The following is an 18,802-nucleotide window of genomic DNA, read 5'->3' as shown; positions in this document are numbered from 1 at the left end:
AAAAGAATCTGCATTGTTTTAGACTAAGATAATAATTATTCTCATTAAGTAAGTTAGTCTGGCCGGTTCGTCTGTATAAAAACAATTTCTCATGCCAACACCAGGGCATTTCATGAAGCGGGCCGCAAGGCCCCTTTTTTTGTCATTTTTTCGACACAGGTTGTCAGTTTTGGCCAGCCATTGCGACCTTCCCGGCAGAATAATGATCGGTCTTCCGGGGAGAACCCGATGCTGTTGCAATGTTCCGGGGATTGCTGTTGCCGTGCGGATTTAAAGAGAGAGCGGGCCAGCTTCTGATTGCCGAACCCGCTTTAGTGGACAAAACCGGGGCTTAGCGAAAAACGCTAATCGCTTCTACCAAACGTGTGGCCTGATGCGTCATACGGCCAGAAGCCTGGGCGCCCTCTTCTACTCGAGCCGCATTCTGGTGAGTAATGTTATCCAGATCTTCTACCGCCAGGCTAACTTCGCTCAGCGCGGTAGCCTGCTCAGAGGTGGCCGCACTGATTTGCGCAATCAGCGAGGTCACGTTCTGCACCTGAGAAACAATATTTTCCATCGTCTTGCCCGCATCGTTAACGTGAATGCTGCCGGACTGCACTTTTGCCGCACTGCTCTCTACCAGGTTTTTGATTTCGCTGGCCGCTTTCGCGCTGCGCTGCGCCAGCGTGCGGACTTCGCCGGCGACCACGGCAAACCCCTTCCCCTGTTCGCCAGCACGGGCAGCTTCAACCGCCGCGTTTAGCGCCAGAATATTGGTCTGGAAGGCAATGCCATCGATCACGCTGGTAATATTGGCGATCTTCTTCGAGCTGTCGGCGATTTCCGCCATCATGCTGACCATATCTTTCATCGCCACGCCGCCCTGGGTCGCGGCATCGCTGGTGCTTTTCGACAGCGTATTTACCTGCTGTGCGGTTTCCGTATTGCTTTTTACCGTGGCGGTCATTTCATTCATGGTTGCCGCTGTCTGCTGGACATTGGCCGCCGCCTGCTCGGTACGCCGACTCAGGTCATTATTGCCCTGGGCGATAGAATCACTGGCGCTCAGGACGTTAATCGCCTGCCCGCTGACGTCGTCTACCAGCCAGCGGAACATCAGTCCTAGCTGACCAATTGCCCGCAGCGTGGTGCCCACTTCATCTACGCGATCCATCTGATCGACCTGGTGGCTGGCACCTGTCGCGACGCTCAAAGCCTGCTTACACAACCGTTCGAGCGGGCGTGAAATCTGCTGTTCCAGCCAGGCAGAGGCCAGAAGCAGCAATACGGCCATCACCACGCTGAAGATCGCCAAGGGCGAATGCGTCAGGCCCAGCGTCCAGACGCCTGCAACGGTCAGCGGCCACAGGGCCATCATCGTGCTGCGAATTCGCCAGCGCAGCGGCAGCGTTTTAAACAACGAAGCCCAGCGCATGGTGCCAGTACGAACCAGCAGACCCTTATGAAAACGCCAGCCTTTACGCTTGCCGTCACGGAATTCTTTGTAGAGTTTTTCCGTTTGCTGAATCTCCTGTGCGCTCGGTTTGGTGCGCACAGACATAAAGCCCTGAACCTGGCCATTCCGCACAACCGGAATGGCATTCGCCCGCACCCAGTAATGATCGCCATTTTTACGGCGGTTTTTCACCAGCGCCGTCCAGGGTTCACCCTGTTTCAGCGTGGCCCACATATCAGCAAAGGCTTCCGGCGGCATATCCGGGTGTCGCACCAGGTTGTGAGGTTGCCCGTTAATTTCGTCCGGCGTGAAGCCGCTAACTTTAATAAAAGCATCGTTGGCGTAAGTGATACGGCTGCTGGTGTCGGTTGTCGACATCAGGGTGGCCTCATCATCAAAGGCATATTCCTGCTGTGTTACAGGTAAATTGGTGCGCATGGGGTAAATCCTTGAAGCGGTGACCAGGATTGGGCTTTGGTTAAATGAGTTATCTTTTGTTATGTTTTCGGCGCGCTAACCGCGAACTTTAGCTTCATAAACTAAATTTTGTCACTCAGGTTACAAAACAGGCATTGCCCGATTACCGCACTCTGTCTGAAGATGAACCGGTTCCAGCTTCTTTTTTAACCATTCAAAAAGTAAGTGGTTATTCTGAAGGGAAATTTTAGGATCTTTTGGATAAGGATTGTAGATGACAGACAACAGTACAGATTTCGCTACCCACCATTACTGTAATAATTGAACCTTAGCTTTCCTCTTAACAATCATCACGGATAAGCGCATTCAAACGTAAAAATAGCCTCAGCATGGTTGATTTCGATAAGAATTTTGCACTGATCCTTTCCACGAAGCCTTGTATGATGCATAAATAATTGAGCCACCCATTAGACACTTGAAAAAATAAGAGGAAATGATGCCAGTTGAACTCCCTCCAGAACATTTATGTAGCCTCCTGAAAGAGTTATGTCTTCTGCCAAATGAAACAGAGTGGGTTGAATTTAAACATAATGCAGATGTTGATAAAATCGGTGAGTATATTTCAGCGCTAGCGAATTCAGCAGCGTTGTTAGGAAAACAAAATGCCTGGCTTGTATATGGTGTTGATGATAAGAGTCATAACATTGTCGGTACATCATTTAAACCTTCAGTACAAAAACATAAACAGCAGGAAGTCGAAAGCTGGCTCTTACAAAAAATTTCCCCAAAAATTCATTTCCGTTTTTATGAATTTTCATTTTCTGATAGTGAATTACCTGTTGTAATTCTGGAGATTCAGGCAGCCAGTCATACCCCTGTGCAATGCGAGGGTATTGAATATATCCGGATTGGTTCCTACAAGAAAAAATTAAAAGATTTCCCTGAGAAAGAAAGAGCATTGTGGCGGAAATTTGATAAAACCCCTTTTGAAAAACAAAGGGCCGCAGAAAATCAAACGTCTGAAAACGTATTACAACTATTAGATTACCCTTCCTATTTCGAATTAGTCGGTTTGCCATTACCTGAAGGCAGAACGGGAATTCTTGATGCATTAAAATTAGATAATTTGTTGGAAGCAGCGCCAGGCGGACACTGGCATATCACTAATCTGGGTGCAGTTCTGTTTGCCCGTAAATTATCAAGTTTTCAGCATTTGAGTCGGAAAACCGTACGACTGGTTTTATATAAAGGGGATGGCCGCATTGACACTATTCGTGAAATAGAAGAACCCAAAGGCTATGCTGTTGGTTTCTCAGGTTTAATTGATTATCTTGAAACTTTATTACCGCGTAATGAGCATATAGGTAAAGCTTTCCGTAAAGAAGAACCTGTGTACCCTGAACTGGCTATTCGCGAACTGGTTGTAAATGCGATAATTCACCAGGATTTTTCTCTGACAGGTACTGGCCCTATGATTGAAATTTTTCAGTCCAGAATGGAAATCACTAATCCTGGAATACCTTTGGTATCTACAGACCGTTTTCTGGATTCTCCTCCTCAAAGCCGTAATGAGGCATTGGCATCTTTTATGAGACGTATCAGTATTTGTGAAGAACGCGGGACGGGGGTGGATAAAGTGGTTTTTCAAACTGAACTTTACCAACTTCCTGCGCCTATTTTCGAAGTGACTGAAAATCATACCCGAGCCGTATTATTTTCATACAGATCTTTTTCTGATATGGATAAAGAAGATCGTATCAGGGCATGCTATTTACACTGCTGTCTGCGCTATGTGAGTAGAAAACATACTAACAATACGTCACTACGTGAGCGATTTGGGATTGAACAAAAAAACCAGGCACAGGTCAGCCGTATTATTAAAGATACGGTGAATGCAGGTTTTATCCGTCCTTATGATCCAGATGCAGGGACTAAAGCAATGCGCTATGTTCCATGCTGGGCATGAGTTGCTTGATCGTTGCATGATAACAATGCGCACTTTCAACTATATTATGATGTTAGCCTTTGATATATAGCATTTTTTATTTTTTGGTTTGTTTGATCCCCAGGATGGCTACAGAAAAAAATTTGCTTGACCGTTGCTTGATTGCACAAGCCATTCCCCATCTAAAAAAAACATAACTCACTGTATTAAATAACTTTTATTACAGTGAATTGCTTGATCTATAAGTGTGTTAAGTTGATATAGCGCCCTGCCAAACGGTTTAAAACTAACGGTCGCCACACAGACCGGGTTTCCCCGGCCTGCCTCACCGATCAGAAGGTCCACCGCACCCCCGCGGTGTAGCCCCAGCCTTTCGCGCCGTTGCTGTCGATCTCTTTGCGGTAGTCCGCCTGCGCGTAGAGCGAGACGTCGTTTCTGAAGGTGGTGGTGCCGCCAACGCCCACTTCCCACATCTGCCCGAATCTGCCGCTGTTAAAGGTATGGTCAAGGTTATCCACGCCCTCTGCGCCCACGGTGGTTTTCGCCTTTCCGCCCCAGCCTTTAAAGTAGTTAGCCTGTACGTAAGGCGTGTACTGCCGCCCGCCGTCGTCGCGCCAGCTGCGGTCCAGCTTCGCCCCCACCCGGCCCACTGTCTGGTTGTAGTCATCATATTTCACCGTCAGGTTCTCCTTATCGGTGAAGTTGTCCAGCCCCAGATGCAGGTACATCAGCTGCGCCTGCGGCTCCAGCCGCACGCCGCTGCCCAGCTCAAACGGATAGCCGCTTTGCAGCGAGGCCGTCCAGCCTTTGCCTTTGATTTTCGCCACCTCTTTCTGGCGGGCGATGTCCGTTTCGCCCCGGTGCCAGCTGTAAGAGAGCGTGCCGTCCAGATACAGGCCGCTGTCGCGCAGCCAGGTGCCGTAGAGCGCCAGGCTGTCGCTGTCGAAGGTGGTGCTGCTGTAGCCGTCCGCCGCGTCCGGGCGCAGCCGCGTGTTGCCGCGCGTGTAGGCCACGCCGCCGCGCAGGCTCTGCCCGTCGCCGTCGAGGCGCAGCACGTTGCCGCCCACCTGTAGCGCGCTGTAGTCCAGGTCAACGTTGTAGCCGAAGTCCTTAAAGTTCTGGCTGGTCTGGTAGCGCAGGTTCGAGCCGCTGTAGCGCAGGAACATCTCGCCGCCGTCGCCCGCCGGGCCGCCCTGCTGATGGCGCAGCTCGCCCAGACGCTGCTGTAAGTCACCGAGAATGGCCGCCGTGTAATACGCCAGCCCGACCGGCGCAGAAATATAGGACGGCACCTGCGGCACCACCGCCGCGCGGCTTTCTGAACCCGCCTGGCAGGCCGCGCCGTTTTCACAGACCAGGCTGTTGGCCAGGCGGTAGTCCCAGAACGCATTACCCGTGCCCGCCACCTGACGCTGCGCTGCATCGCTGCTGCCCGGCGCGAAGCTGTACAGCCCGTAGCTCCACGGCCCGGCGGCCAGATAGCCGCCCTTCAGCGCAAAGCTGTCGGCGCCGGCGTTGCCCGCCACCTGCGCCAGCGAGATCCCCTCGTTCGCATCGGTGATGCTGTTCAGGTTACTGTCGCTCAGCGTGCCGCTGCTGGCGGCGGCCGGCAGAACCTCAATAAAGGTGGTGCCGTTCGCATCGCCGGTGACGCGCAGCGTGTCGCTGCGCTGGCTGCTCAGCGCGCCGCCGCCGTTCAGATCGCTGTTGAGTCGTAACGATCCGCCGAAGGAGGCCAGCGAGCCCTCGATCGTCAGGGTGTCGCCCGGCAGCCCCGTGCCGTTGGTCAGATCCAGCGTGCCGTAGTTGTTCACCGTCAGTGAATCATCCGTTGCGCCCGACAGCAGCGGACTGACGCCGTTACCGGCGTAGAGCGTTGAGGTGCCGTCGATGTTGATGGTGCTGTGCGCCAGCTTCAGGTTATCGGTCAGCGTCCAGTCGGTGTTGAGGAAGTTGATGGTGCTCCAGCCCGCGCCCAGGTTGACGCCCCGGCTTAAATCGTCGCTGGCGAAAGAGCCGCCGCTCGCCGAGATTTTGCTTAAATCGAGCGTGCTGCCCTCGCCGCCCGCGGTGGTGATGTGGCTGACGTTTGCCAGGCTGACGTTCTCCACATAAGCCTGATTATCGACGCCGCTGCCCATGGTCACGCTGCCGTCCAGGGTGCCGCCGGTCAGCGCCACCGTGTCGGTGCCTTCGCCGGTATTGACGTCGCCGGTCACGCTACCCGCAAGCAGCGCGATCTGGTCACTGGTTGCCCCACCGGCCACCAGCAAAATATCCGGCGACTCGGCACCCAGGGTGCCTTCGTTAATAAACACCGTGCTGCCGCCGCGCAGATCGATAACCGGCGAAACGGTGCTGTAGGAATAGATATCACCGCGGTTAACCACCTGGCTGGCGGTGCTGGTGACGATGGCCGAGCCGCCATCTTCAGTGCCTATATAGATATTGCCTTCCGAGATGACCCGACCGGTGGTATTGCCGCGGATCCCGGTGGATCCATACATCGCAAGAATGGCATAGCCGGATCCAACCACGAAATCTTTATCTGACGTTGAGCCATCGGCGTTGGCAAAGGTTACCCCCGTTCCGCCATCATGAACTTCAATAAAAGCGCCGCCGCCCGGCAGTGATGTGGAAGAGCGGATTGCGCTCCCGCTACCGCCGACATAGATCGACATCCCGGAGAGCGAGATATTACTGGCTCCAGCGCTGTTGTCGATACCATCCCCCCCGCCGTACACGTAGAGTGAGGTGTCGTTAATGGTAAGCGACGCATCTTTATCGAGCACAACGGCATCTGCGCCGTCATAGGCAAAAATACCATTACGGAAAATGCCCTCACCAAACAGAGTTAAGCCGCCGTTTTCACCGACGCGTATCGCCGTACTGTTGGCACCGGTAGCGCTCAGCTGACCGCCGTCAAAAAAGTATTGGTTGTTACCCGTTCCGGCATAGATACCGGTGCCCGAGGTTGTCGATATCGAACCACGGTTAAAAATCGTGCCGCCGTCGTGGAGGGAAACAGCGGTGCTGTTCGCGCCGGTCAGCGCGATGTTTCCCCTGTTACTCAGGATATAACCCACCTCAAAACCGGTTGTGTTGTTACCTTCGCCTGAAACGGTCGAATTGTTGGAGATATAGCTGTAATTGGCATCGCCCCAGGCGCCCACCGTATTATCGCCGCTGAGGACAACCGGGCTGTTCACATCCACCTGCGCACCATTCAGCGCTTTGACGGCCGCAGCGCCTTCGCCGGTAACGGTAAAGCGATCGGCTAAGGTTGCATAACCCGAATTGGCAATAATCCCCGTGCTGTTCGCGCCGCTCAGCGTGACGTCGCCAGCAAATAACGTTGATAACGTGCCACCGTCCAGCTGATAGAGCGTCGATCCCGCCGTGCTGACATCAACATTTGCGCCGTTACTGACCAGCGTGGAGGAATATCCTTTCGCCTGATAACCGGTCTGATTGGCATTATTAAAAGTAAGCGAACTGGTGTTGCCGATGACGATCGTCCCGCCATCCTGAGCGATTGCACCCGTGGCATATTCACCGTTCAAATTGAGGATGCCATCCTGAGTGAATGTCGCTTCACCACCAGAGACAACCGCCCCGCGTGACGGAGCCAGAGAAGTCCCGCCGTTGACGTTAATCGTGCCGTCCGACCAGGCGTTTGAGCTGGTGTTGCTGGAGATAACTTTTATCCCGGTGGCGTTGTCGCCATTGAGGTTAATGGTGCCGCTGTTACCGACCCGGCCGCCGCTGCCGGAATCAATCACCGCCATGGCGATATTTTCCTCCGGCTCCAGCAGCGCCCTGCCGTTGACGTCAATTACGCCATTGTTCAACACCTGAGCCAGTGCGCCGTCAGTTACCTGAATAGCGGTGCTGTTCTGCACCCGGGAACCGATGACGATCTGACCGTTATTTTTGACGCTGCCGTTCCCGTTGATCTTCACGCCATAGCTGCCGTCGGTCTGGTTCAGCACCACGTTGGAGGTGTCATCCGTCACGCTGTTCTGTGGCGTGCGGCCCAGATAAATAATCCCGTTGGTGCCGTTGATAAAGCTGGAATCGTCGGTCGTTAGCCTGACAGCAGAGCTTGAACGCCCGCCGGTGAGATCCGCTACGCCAAGGTTAATATTGCCGTTATTGATAAAGCCGCCGCTCTCCAGCCATACCGCTGCGGTTTCGCTGACAGGCTGGCTTTTTGCTGGCTGATAGTTAATTACGCCGTTATTGGTGAAACGGCTGGTTCCCTGCACCAACACCGTTTTGTCGCTGTAGTCCACAATGGCCGTATTGTTGTAGCCTCTTACTGAGGTATCAACGCCGGTGCCATCTGCGTTATTAAGAAAACCGCCGTTGATCACGCCGTTATTGATCCCGGTACTGGCATTCAGCAGCTGTAGCGCGTCGTTCAGGGTATAAGTGGCACCCGTGCTGGAAACTTTGCCGTTGATGATCGCCGTGGCACCGTTGTTAGCGCGTACCGCCGTGTCGTTGGCATTAATCACCTCCAGCGTTTTCCCTGCCTCCACCGTCACCCTGGCTTTAGGGCCATCGGCACTCAGAACAACCAGTTCACCCATCTGTTCAGACATTTTTTCATCGTAAGGCTGATCCTTCATCTGATAAACAATGTCGCCGCTGGTGATGGAAACGGCTTTGTTAAATTCTTCGTTGTAGCTGCTGGCATTGAGATTGCCGTTGCTCAACTGCTCAATCAGCCAGTCATTATAAGCTTTGAGCTGACTGACATTGGTGACCGTAAAGGAGGTGGTGGCGTCATCCCGTGTCGTTACCGTGAAGGTCCCTTTGTAGCTGACCACATTATTCACGGCATAATTAAGATAAGGCCCGCCATAAGGCACCGTGCCTGCGGTAAAATTAATACGGTTATTCGATCCCCAGTTGATCTGGCCGCTTCCGGTAGCGACAAACAGCTGGCTCTGCTTGGCCGCCATGCTCCAGCCGTTGGTAGCGGCGGTGGTTAACGCGTCCTCCTCGCCGATATCGACGTTGATGGTGCCGTTGCTGACCTGGGCCACACGGGTATTAATGTATTGTTGATTTCCCGAGGAATAGTAATCAGGTACAACGGTGTCGTTACCCACAGGCGTCAGCGCAGTGATATTTGCCGAATTAAAAACGGGGACGTAAATTATGCTGGAAGTGTCAAAATCGTACACGCTCACCGTAGAATTTTGCGGCCCAAGATCGAGACGAGCAGCGCCAAGCAGGGTGAAATCCAGGCCGCCGGACCAGCGTTTAGCGCCCAGCGTGGCGTTTTCAAAACCGCCGATGCCAGCATCGAATTGCTGAATGCCGCTGAGCGTTTGCGTTGAACCATTGCAGACGCAAAAAACCCCCACTCTGTTGTCGTTGGCTCCGGGAGAAAAAGGTTTCAGCGTGGCGGCCTGCACGGCGGGAAACATCAATCCCTGCGCGGCAATCAGGCTTATAAATAAGGGATGTAATTTAAACAAGGATAATTCCTCCACAAAGAAGAATAAAAACCGTAAAAAAGGCAGCAGAAAACAAGAACCAAAGGTTCTTTAAAAAAAGTATCTTCGACATAACGCCGAGGATTAAATGAGTAATGGCATAACATCACTTCAGGAGAAAAACGTCTATACAAACTTATGGAAACAACCGGCAATAAAATGAAATTAAGAATAATACTGCACACTTTCTTATAAAGACTGGATCTTTAATTTATTACCATACTGTTTACTATCATCAATTTGAGTTAAGTGTTTAGTGTACCCATAAATTAAAATAGCCCATTATGCCTAAGCTGATTATCATAATGCTTTACTTGCAGCAGAATAGATTGATGGTTAAGCCTGTCAGCGCATATGCCTGTGGCAAACTTATGCAGAGCAAGAATAGTTAAAAAGATAGCGCCGTTGTTGAAACTGGCTGAGCTATTAAGCTTCACCCTGAAGCTGAATAAAAATAACGTGATACAACGAAACGGTTTTCTGAAGGCAAAAAAAATGGCCCCGAAGGGCCACTCTTTACTCAGGCATCGCCTGACCATGAACGAAACAATCAGGAAGCGGAAGCCAGATGCTTCATCTTTGCTTCATAGGCCTGCGCCTGTTTAGCATCGAACTGGTTTTCCCACTTGGCAATCACCAGGACCGCCAGCGCATTACCGATTACGTTCAGCGCGGTACGAGCCATATCCATAATACGGTCTACGCCCGCAATAAACGCCAGGCCTTCCAGCGGAATACCGACGCTGCCCAGAGTTGCCAGCAGTACCACGAAGGAGACACCCGGCACGCCAGCGATCCCTTTCGAGGTCACCATCAGCGTCAGCACCAGCACGATTTCCTGACCAATCGAAAGGTCAATGCCGTACAGCTGAGCAATAAAGATTGCCGCGATGCTCTGATACAGCGTGGAGCCATCCAGATTGAAGGAGTAGCCGGTTGGCACCACAAAACTGGTGATGGACTTGGGCGCACCGTAAGCCTCCATCTTTTCCATGATCCGCGGCAGCACCGTTTCCGAGCTGGAGGTGGAATAAGCGAGGATCAGCTCATCTTTCAGAATACGCATCAGCGTAGTAATCCGCAGATTACAGAACCGCGCCACGGCACCCAACACCACAAAGGCGAAGAACAGAATGGCGGCGTAAACCAGGATAACCAGCTTGGCCAGCGGCCACAGCGACGCAAATCCGAAGTTAGCAATGGTCACGGAGATCAGGGCAAACACGCCGATTGGCGCATAGCGCATGATCATATGCGTCACTTTGAACATGGTTTCCGAGGTTGAACGGAACACGTTCAGCAGCGGTTCGCGATGTTCCGACGGCAGCGATGAAAGCCCCAAACCGAACAGTACCGAGAAGAAGATAATCGGCAGCATGTCGCCTTTTGCAATCGCCGCAAAGATATTCTGCGGGATCAGCGAAAGGAGCGTTGTCACCAGACTGTGCGCGCCACCCTGGACCTGCGCCGTTGTCGCTTCATACTTAGAGATGTCCACCGTTGCCAGCGTCGACATATCAATGCCGTAGCCAGGTTGAAACACATTCGCCAGGGTAATCCCTACCACAATGGCAATGGTGGTTATCACTTCAAAATAAACAATGGTTTTGACGCCAATGCGTCCCAGTTTTTTCGCATCGCCCACGCCGGCAATACCGACGATTAACGTGGAAATCACAATAGGCACGACGATCATTTTGATCAGGTGGATAAAGATATCCCCGGCCGGACTCAGAATGTTAGCGATTAACCATTCACGATCTGACGGTTGATTATGCAGTATCGCACCAACGATGATCCCCAGTACCAACGCCGTCAATATTTGCCAGGCAAGGCTGAATTTTGCAGCTTTCATAATAGTTTTTTCCTTAACAAAACCCGCTCTCCGCATGTGCTGTGCGGAGTGAATCACTCTCAAGGGAGGTCAGGCCTAAGCCGGCTAATTCGCGGATAATGGATGGTTGATACCTGATTTGCAGGCGCGTAATCAGTACCATTTTCACGGGTATAAATGCAACCCTAAGTGATATATGGCTACTATATCGTCAGCGTGCAGGATAAAGCTCTGGAATTAATCACAATAACTAACTTGTTGTTATAATTAGTAATATTTAGCTTATTTAACGCATAGCTATGCACTTTTTCGCAATACGCCGTAACCCTGGCAAGGTTTAATTGTGCTAAAAATAACCAGCTTGTTTTGGCTCAGGAAAGCAAATCTGGGTGTTGTTTACCTCCAGGTAAACAGTAATAAGACAAATTTTTAATCGTTTTGATCGTCTGTTGCACTGGCGTGATCTGTGGCGCAAAAAGCAAACAAAGCCCGGCGGCTCGCTCCATCCAACCTTTGATTGACATATTATTAACATCTTCAAGGAGAGTAGCCATGAGCCAACAACACCGACATCCTGTGCCCGCGAACATCGCGGAAACTACCCTAATCAATGCTCAGCAGTACCAGTCGATGTATCAGCAGTCTGTCCAGGACCCCGATGCCTTTTGGGGCGAACAGGGCAAAATCCTTGACTGGATTAAGCCTTATACCCAGGTAAAAAACACCTCGTTTGCACCGGGTGATATCAATATTCGCTGGTATGAAGACGGTACGCTGAATCTGGCCGCAAACTGCCTCGATCGCCATTTGCATAACCGTGGCGATCATCCGGCGATTATCTGGGAAGGTGACGACGCCAGCGAAAGCAGAACATTGACCTTTCGTGAACTGCATCGTGACGTTTGCCGTTTCGCTAATTCATTGAAAGAGTTGGGTATTAATAAAGGCGACGTGGTGGCTATTTATATGCCGATGGTGCCGGAAGCCGCCATTGCCATGCTCGCCTGCGCCCGTATCGGCGCTGTTCACTCGGTTATCTTTGGTGGATTTTCGCCAGAAGCCGTGTCTGGCCGTATTATCGACTCCAATGCCAAACTGGTTATCACTGCCGATGAAGGCATCCGCGCTGGCCGCACTATCCCGCTGAAAAAGAACGTAGATGACGCGCTGGCTAATCCTGCCGTCACCACTATCACCAACGTTGTGGTGTTACGGCGCACCGGCACGGATATCACGATGAGCAGCCGCGATATTTGGTGGCATGAGCTGATGAATAAAGCCAGCGCGCACCATCAGCCGGAAGAGATTGGCGCGGAAGATCCGCTGTTTATCCTTTATACCTCCGGATCGACCGGCAAGCCCAAAGGCGTACTGCACAGCACCGGCGGCTATCTGGTGTATGCCGCGACCACTTTTAAGTACGTTTTCGACTACCATCCTGACGACGTTTACTGGTGTACAGCTGACGTTGGCTGGATCACCGGCCACAGCTATTTGCTGTATGGGCCGCTGGCCTGTGGTGCCACCACGCTAATGTTTGAGGGCGTACCGAACTGGCCGAAACCGAGCCGGATGGCAGAGGTGGTGGATAAACATAAAGTAACGCTGCTCTACACCGCGCCAACGGCTATCCGTGCGTTGATGGCCGAAGGCGACAAGGCCATCGCCGGAACGGATCGTTCCAGCCTGCGCATCCTGGGCTCCGTTGGCGAGCCGATTAACCCGGAAGCCTGGGAATGGTATTACCAGAAAATTGGTGACTGCCGCTGCCCAATCGTCGATACCTGGTGGCAGACGGAAACCGGTGGTTTTATGATCACGCCGCTGCCGGGTGCCACCGAACTGAAAGCCGGTTCGGCGACCAAACCCTTCTTTGGTGTCCAGCCTGCGTTAGTGGATAACGAAGGCAATGCGCTGGAAGGCGCATGCGAAGGCAATCTGGTGATTATCGATTCCTGGCCGGGCCAGGCTCGCACGTTGTATGGCGATCACGATCGCTTTGAACAAACCTACTTCTCCACCTTTAAAAATATGTATTTCAGCGGCGACGGTGCACGCCGTGATGAGGATGGCTACTACTGGATAACCGGCCGTGTCGACGACGTCCTCAACGTTTCCGGCCATCGTTTAGGCACGGCGGAAATTGAATCGGCGCTGGTTTCGCATCCTAAAATAGCCGAAGCGGCGGTTGTCGGTATTACGCACAATATTAAAGGCCAGGCCATTTATGCCTACATCACGTTGAACAGCGGAGAGGAACCGTCAGCCGAACTCTATACGGAAGTTCGTAACTGGGTACGCAAAGAAATTGGCCCGATTGCCACACCGGACGTGTTGCACTGGACCGACTCTTTACCCAAAACCCGCTCCGGTAAAATTATGCGTCGTATTTTGCGTAAAATTGCTGCGGGCGACACCAGTAACCTGGGCGATACCTCTACGCTGGCCGATCCTGGCGTGGTGGAAAAATTACTGGAAGAGAAACAGTCAATTAAAATGCCCTGAGGCCGTTTAGAATAAAAATGATTCACAGCGTAATTTATCCGAAAAGATAATTACGCTGTTTTTTAATTTATCCAATATCCATACCGATTTTCAAAGCCGTTAATCAATCCGATTAATAATAATCCTGATTATATCTCTGGAGATACGATGATGAATGACATTATTTATCAACGGATAGAAAAAAGCGCGCGTTTTAAAGAGCTGGTAAGGAAACGCCAGGCATTTGCCACCCTGCTCTCGGCAATTATGCTTATCCTCTATGTCGGTTTCATTCTGTTAATTGCTTTTGCGCCCGGCTGGCTGGGTACGCCGCTTGATGCCAACACTAACGTTACGCGCGGCATTCCCATCGGCGTTGGCCTGATCGTGATCTCTTTTCTTCTCACCGGTGTTTACGTCTGGCGAGCCAATGGCGAGTTTGACCGCCTGACCCGGGAATTGTTGAATGAGGTGAAAGGATGAAAATACGCTCGCTTTATTATGCGCTGCCGGCACTGCTGCCCCTGTCCGCCTCCGCCGCAGATGCCATTACCGGCGCGGTGCAGAAACAGCCAACCAACGTTGAAGCCATCGTGATGTTTTTGCTGTTCGTGGCAGCAACGCTGGGCATTACTTACTGGGCTTCAAAGCGCACCCGCTCGCGTAGCGATTACTATACCGCTGGCGGTAATATCACCGGCTTTCAAAACGGGTTGGCGATGGCGGGCGATTTTATGTCCGCCGCCTCTTTTTTGGGGATCTCGGCGCTGGTTTATACCTCAGGGTATGACGGGCTGATTTACTCGCTGGGCTTTCTGGTCGGCTGGCCGATCATTCTGTTTCTGATCGCCGAGCGCCTGCGCAATCTGGGACGCTATACCTTTGCCGACGTCGCCTCTTATCGCCTGAAACAGATGCCGATCCGCACGTTGTCCGCCTGCGGTTCGCTGGTGGTCGTCGCGCTGTATCTGATTGCGCAGATGGTTGGCGCGGGAAAACTCATCCAGCTGTTATTCGGCCTGGATTATCACGTGGCCGTGGTGTTGGTCGGCATTTTGATGGTGCTCTATGTGCTGTTCGGCGGCATGCTCGCCACCACATGGGTGCAGATTATTAAAGCCGTGCTGCTGCTGTTTGGTGCGAGCTTTATGGCGATTATGGTGATGAAGACCGTAGGCTTCAGCTTTAATAATTTATTTACTCAGGCCATGGCGGTGCACCCAAAAGGTATTGCCATTATGCGGCCCGGTGGACTGGTTCACGACCCGATTTCAGCGCTGTCGCTGGGGCTCGGATTAATGTTCGGCACGGCTGGCCTGCCGCATATTCTGATGCGGTTCTTTACCGTCAGCGATGCCCGTGAGGCGCGTAAAAGCGTCTTTTACGCCACCGGTTTTATGGGCTACTTCTATTTCCTGACCTTTATCATTGGCTTCGGTGCCATTTTACTGGTCGGCGCGAATCCGGCCTTTAAAGATGCCAGCGGGCTGCTGATTGGCGGTAATAATATGGCGGCAGTGCATCTGGCGGATGCGGTAGGCGGCAGCCTGTTCCTCGGTTTTATTTCGGCAGTTGCCTTTGCGACCATTCTGGCGGTCGTGGCTGGCTTAACGTTGGCGGGCGCTTCGGCGGTTTCCCACGACCTTTATGCCAGCGTGGTGAAAAAAGGCCAGGCCACGGAAAAACAGGAACTGCGCGTCTCGAAGATTACCGTGCTGGTGCTGGGCGTAGTGGCCATTGCGCTGGGCATTCTGTTTGAAAAACAGAATATCGCTTTTATGGTCGGGCTGGCCTTCTCCATCGCCGCAAGCTGTAACTTCCCGATTATCCTGCTGTCGATGTATTGGTCAAAACTGACCACGCGCGGCGCGATGATCGGCGGCTGGCTGGGATTAATCACGGCGGTGGTGCTGATGATTCTCGGCCCGACGGTTTGGGTACAGGTGCTTGGCCATGCGAAGCCGATTTATCCCTATGAATATCCGGCGTTGTTCTCAATGCTGGCGGCGTTTATCGGCACCTGGCTGTTTTCGGTGACTGACCATTCGGCAGAAGGTCAACAGGAACGCCAGCGTTTTCAGGCGCAGTTTGTTCGTTCACAAACCGGGGTGGGAATAGAGAGCGGAAAGGCGCATTAGGAAAGGTGTCTTTAAAGGCGGATCCTGCGATCCGCCTTTTGCATCAGAAGTGCAGCGATGCGCCCACAAACGGGCCGTCGGCAATCACGTTGTCTTTACGACCGTCTTTACCGTTCATGGTCATGTACTGATAGCCAACATGAACATCTACCAGCGAAATCGGCTGGAAGCTGACGCCAGCAGACGCTTCCTGGTAGTTATCAATATGGCTGGAGAACGCGTCCGGCGAGTAGTAATACTGGCCATACACGTTAAACATGTGGGTAACAGGTACGTTAACGCCAAGGCCAACAGCAACCGCATAACCGTCTTTCGTATCCTGCGGATTGGTGGAGATGGCTTTCACGCCCGGCGACAGGAACACATCACCCAGCGCGACGTTGTAGCCCAGACCCAGGCTGCCCATGCTGCCGTCGTGGTCGCTGCGCAACCAGTTACCTGAAAGCGCAAAACCCGGTGACGTCGTCCCCAGTCCGGCATGCAAATTGGTGTAATCACGGCCCACATCAATACCGCCTTCGATAGCCTGCGCTGAACCTGCCAGCACCAGTAGCGCCAGAGCGCCTGCGGTCGTTGCCACTGCTTTCATTTTTTATTCTCCTGATAAATTTACTCACGCCGGATTCCGACGGCTTGTCAGCGTAGACCATCATCATGCTTTTTAACATGAGAATCTGATGAATTAAGCCCAGCGTTTAGTCAACGTTGATAACAGGTGAATAACAAAACAGAGCGTCAGACGGCTGCCCACATAATATGGCCAATGACGGGGGCGACGATCACCGTGACAATGCCGGACAGCATCATTACCAGGCTGGCAACCACGCCTTCCTCCTGACCCAGCTCATAGGCGCGTGCGGTGCCCGCACCATGCGAGGCGGCCCCGAAGCCCGCCCCTTTCGCCATGCCCTGCTTCACGGCCAGCCGGATAAACAGTACATCGCCTGTCGCCATGCCAAACACACCGGTGATCACCACAAACAGCGCCACCAGATCCGGCTGGCCACCAAGCTGCTTAGCCGCCGCCAGCGCAAAAGGCGTGGTGATGGAGCGTACCGCCAGACTGCGCTGGATCGCTTCCGGTAGCGTCAGCAAGCGTGCCAGCCAGACAGAGCTACATACGGCCACCAGCGTGGCGGTGATCACGCCCGCGGTGAGCGACATCCAGTGACGGCGAATAATCGTCAGATTCTCATACACCGGTACGGCAAAAGCCAGCGTCGCCGGGCCAAGCAGCCACAGCAGCCAGTGGCTTTCGCCAATATAGTTCTGCCAGGAGATATGCGTCAGCAACAGTAGCGCCACCAGTACCATCGGCGTCATCACCAGCGGCATCAATAGCAGTTTATGCCAGCGGCGGTAGAGCCGTTTGTTAAGGAAATAAACCAGTAGGGTCGCGATCGGGCACAGGAGGCTGATCAGGAGGTTATTCATCATCTTTCCTCTGTTTACGCGCTGCCCGGGCAATTTCAAAACGGTACACGCGATCGACCACCAGCGCAGTGGCTGAAAGCACTAACAGCGTGCTGATACCGATCACCAGCATGATGCGCCAGCCATCCACCCGCAGCAGCTGTGAGTAATTCACCACGGCCACCACTGCCGGAACAAAAAACAGCAGCATTTCGGCAAGCAGCCAACGCGATCCGGCTTTCACCCAGTTCAGCGGCAGCACACGCAGCATAATCAGCGCCAGTAACAGCAGCATGCCGACGATGTTGGCGGGTAAAGGCAGATGCAGCCAGTCGACCAGCGTCTGAGCCGCCAGGAAAAAAACAATATACAGAACAACCTGTAAGGGAACCTGAACGTGTCGTAACCAGCGTGTGCTTTGCGGACGTATTGCCAGTGCCATGATGGCCTCTCTCTGAATAATGCGTAAAGAGAGTATAAAGGCGTAACAAAGGGTGAAAAAAATGACTTAATATTATTCAAACTATGCCTTACAGGAATGATTATGGACGTCCGTGCCTTGCGTTATTTCGTTGAAGTGGTGCGCCAGCAAAGTTTTACCCGCGCGGCGGAACAGCTGTACGTGACCCAACCGACTATCAGTAAGATGCTGCGCCAGCTTGAGGACGAGCTGGGCTGTACGCTGCTGATCCGCGAGGGACGCAGGCTACATCTGACGGACACCGGTCAGGCGGTCTATCAGCGCGGTCTGACTATTCTGCAAGAGTTTAAACAGCTGGAAGCCGAAATCAGCGATATCAACGACTTAAAAACGGGCGAGCTGCGGCTGGGCATCCCACCGATGGTGGGCATGCAGATCGCGGGATCGATTTCGGCATTTCGCCAGCGCTATCCCGGCGTCGAGCTGAAAATTTCCGAATTTGGTGGCCTCACCGTACAGCAGGCGGTGCTGTCCGGCACGTTGGACATTGCGCTCACCGCGCTACCGGTTGCGGACGATCTGCCGTTAAACGCGCTGCCGCTGATGAGCCATCCGCTTTGCGTGCTGGTTCCGCGTACCCGTGAATGGCTGCGCCGGACTCACGTGCCGTTGACCGAACTGGCCAGCCATCCGATCCTGATTTACAACGAAGAATTTTCCCTTAACCGTCAGCTGATGCGCGCTTTTCAGGCCAGCGGCTTCGCGCCACAAATTGCCGTTCGCAGCGGCCAGTGGGATTTTCTGGCGGCGATGGTGCAGGCGGGCATGGGCGTGGCTATTCTGCCAGAGCCGATTTGTCAGCGGCTGGATAAAACCCATCTGCTGTGGCTACCGCTGGAGTCTGAACTGGTCTGGAAACTGGGGCTGATCTGGCGCGAGGGCAGCTATCTGTCGAAAAGCGCTCAGGCCTGGATCGCCTGCTGCCGTGAATTCTGGCCGGGCGAGGCGCCAAGGCTGTCGGTGTAGCAAAACTCTACCAGTTAAGGACGCACAGAAGCACTGCTAGCTGTAAGTGCTGCGAGAGGCCTCTCAGAAACAATTAAAAGCAGTAAAACGTCTGAAACCGCTCTACGTTAGTAAGGCCCTCATGGCTAAGCGCAACGGGAAAAGCGCTTGGCATTGCTCATTTGTTGGTCCAATAT

At 52.9% G+C, this 18,802-nt stretch carries 11 protein-coding genes; 5 read left to right on the top strand and 6 right to left on the bottom strand.

The window, feature by feature from the left end; translation table 11 throughout:
* Positions 1-331 precede the first annotated feature (331 nt).
* Entirely contained in the window at positions 332-1,876 is a 1,545-nt protein-coding gene (locus tag AAGQ96_RS01720; protein WP_147194181.1) for a methyl-accepting chemotaxis protein, read from the bottom strand.
* 472 nt (positions 1,877-2,348) lie between these two features.
* Here AAGQ96_RS01720 and AAGQ96_RS01715 point away from each other — a divergent pair, with 472 nt between their 5' ends.
* Positions 2,349-3,821 carry an ATP-binding protein gene (locus AAGQ96_RS01715; RefSeq protein WP_254446293.1) on the top strand — a complete coding sequence of 491 codons (1,473 nt, stop codon included), beginning with the start codon at positions 2,349-2,351 and terminating at the stop codon, positions 3,819-3,821.
* Between the two features lie 311 nt (positions 3,822-4,132).
* Here the strand turns inward: AAGQ96_RS01715 and AAGQ96_RS01710 are convergent, their stop codons facing one another.
* Together AAGQ96_RS01710 and gltP are read right to left on the bottom strand one after the other, a co-directional pair.
* Complete coding sequence (locus AAGQ96_RS01710; RefSeq protein ID WP_342754677.1) at positions 4,133-9,292, bottom strand: autotransporter outer membrane beta-barrel domain-containing protein; 5,160 nt, start codon at positions 9,290-9,292, stop codon at positions 4,133-4,135.
* A gap of 568 nt (positions 9,293-9,860) precedes the next feature.
* Complete coding sequence (gene gltP, locus AAGQ96_RS01705) at positions 9,861-11,165, bottom strand: glutamate/aspartate:proton symporter GltP (RefSeq protein WP_147194177.1); 1,305 nt, start codon at positions 11,163-11,165, stop codon at positions 9,861-9,863.
* Between the two features lie 531 nt (positions 11,166-11,696).
* On the opposite strand from gltP, the gene acs reads away from it, so the two are divergent.
* The 3 genes from acs to actP all read left to right on the top strand — a co-directional run bounded on the left by acs (position 11,697) and on the right by actP (position 15,766).
* On the top strand, positions 11,697-13,649 hold the full coding sequence (gene acs, locus AAGQ96_RS01700) for an acetate--CoA ligase (RefSeq protein WP_147194175.1): 1,953 nt from the start codon (positions 11,697-11,699) through the stop codon (positions 13,647-13,649).
* A gap of 150 nt (positions 13,650-13,799) precedes the next feature.
* Positions 13,800-14,111, top strand: coding sequence for a DUF485 domain-containing protein (locus tag AAGQ96_RS01695; protein ID WP_147200491.1), 312 nt, complete (start codon positions 13,800-13,802; stop codon positions 14,109-14,111).
* Positions 14,108-15,766 carry a cation/acetate symporter ActP gene (gene actP, locus AAGQ96_RS01690; protein ID WP_147194172.1) on the top strand — a complete coding sequence of 553 codons (1,659 nt, stop codon included), beginning with the start codon at positions 14,108-14,110 and terminating at the stop codon, positions 15,764-15,766. Before AAGQ96_RS01695 ends, actP begins: the two co-directional genes overlap by 4 nt.
* Positions 15,767-15,809: 43 nt before the next feature.
* Here actP and AAGQ96_RS01685 read toward each other — a convergent pair whose 3' ends face one another.
* From AAGQ96_RS01685 to AAGQ96_RS01675, 3 genes are all read right to left on the bottom strand, one after another.
* Positions 15,810-16,355: a YfaZ family outer membrane protein gene (locus AAGQ96_RS01685; protein ID WP_147194170.1), complete on the bottom strand. Its 546-nt coding sequence runs from the start codon at positions 16,353-16,355 to the stop codon at positions 15,810-15,812.
* Positions 16,356-16,501: 146 nt separating this feature from the next.
* Complete coding sequence (locus AAGQ96_RS01680) at positions 16,502-17,200, bottom strand: LrgB family protein (RefSeq protein WP_147200490.1); 699 nt, start codon at positions 17,198-17,200, stop codon at positions 16,502-16,504.
* Entirely contained in the window at positions 17,193-17,621 is a 429-nt protein-coding gene (locus tag AAGQ96_RS01675) for a CidA/LrgA family protein (protein ID WP_147194168.1), read from the bottom strand. Before AAGQ96_RS01675 ends, AAGQ96_RS01680 begins: the two co-directional genes overlap by 8 nt.
* A gap of 102 nt (positions 17,622-17,723) precedes the next feature.
* Between AAGQ96_RS01675 and AAGQ96_RS01670 the strand changes: the two genes are divergently transcribed.
* On the top strand, positions 17,724-18,626 hold the full coding sequence (locus AAGQ96_RS01670; RefSeq protein WP_147194166.1) for a LysR family transcriptional regulator: 903 nt from the start codon (positions 17,724-17,726) through the stop codon (positions 18,624-18,626).
* The last annotated feature ends 176 nt before the right edge of the window (positions 18,627-18,802 follow it).

It is taken from the genome of Pantoea sp. MBD-2R, assembly GCF_039134845.1.
Taxonomy (GTDB): domain Bacteria; phylum Pseudomonadota; class Gammaproteobacteria; order Enterobacterales; family Enterobacteriaceae; genus Erwinia.
The sequence above is the reverse complement of the archived record's forward strand: the minus strand, read 5'-3'. Positions and strand labels throughout refer to the sequence as shown.

What these genes read in the sequence shown, in the direction of transcription:
- AAGQ96_RS01720 (WP_147194181.1), bottom strand. Translation starts at nt 1,876, where the DNA reads ATGCGCACCAATTTACCTGTAACACAGCAGGAATATGCCTTTGATGAT.
- AAGQ96_RS01715 (WP_254446293.1), top strand. Translation starts at nt 2,349, where the DNA reads ATGATGCCAGTTGAACTCCCTCCAGAACATTTATGTAGCCTCCTGAAA.
- gltP (WP_147194177.1), bottom strand. Translation starts at nt 11,165, where the DNA reads ATGAAAGCTGCAAAATTCAGCCTTGCCTGGCAAATATTGACGGCGTTG.
- acs (WP_147194175.1), top strand. Translation starts at nt 11,697, where the DNA reads ATGAGCCAACAACACCGACATCCTGTGCCCGCGAACATCGCGGAAACT.
- AAGQ96_RS01695 (WP_147200491.1), top strand. Translation starts at nt 13,800, where the DNA reads ATGAATGACATTATTTATCAACGGATAGAAAAAAGCGCGCGTTTTAAA.
- actP (WP_147194172.1), top strand. Translation starts at nt 14,108, where the DNA reads ATGAAAATACGCTCGCTTTATTATGCGCTGCCGGCACTGCTGCCCCTG.
- AAGQ96_RS01685 (WP_147194170.1), bottom strand. Translation starts at nt 16,355, where the DNA reads ATGAAAGCAGTGGCAACGACCGCAGGCGCTCTGGCGCTACTGGTGCTG.
- AAGQ96_RS01680 (WP_147200490.1), bottom strand. Translation starts at nt 17,200, where the DNA reads ATGAATAACCTCCTGATCAGCCTCCTGTGCCCGATCGCGACCCTACTG.
- AAGQ96_RS01675 (WP_147194168.1), bottom strand. Translation starts at nt 17,621, where the DNA reads ATGGCACTGGCAATACGTCCGCAAAGCACACGCTGGTTACGACACGTT.
- AAGQ96_RS01670 (WP_147194166.1), top strand. Translation starts at nt 17,724, where the DNA reads ATGGACGTCCGTGCCTTGCGTTATTTCGTTGAAGTGGTGCGCCAGCAA.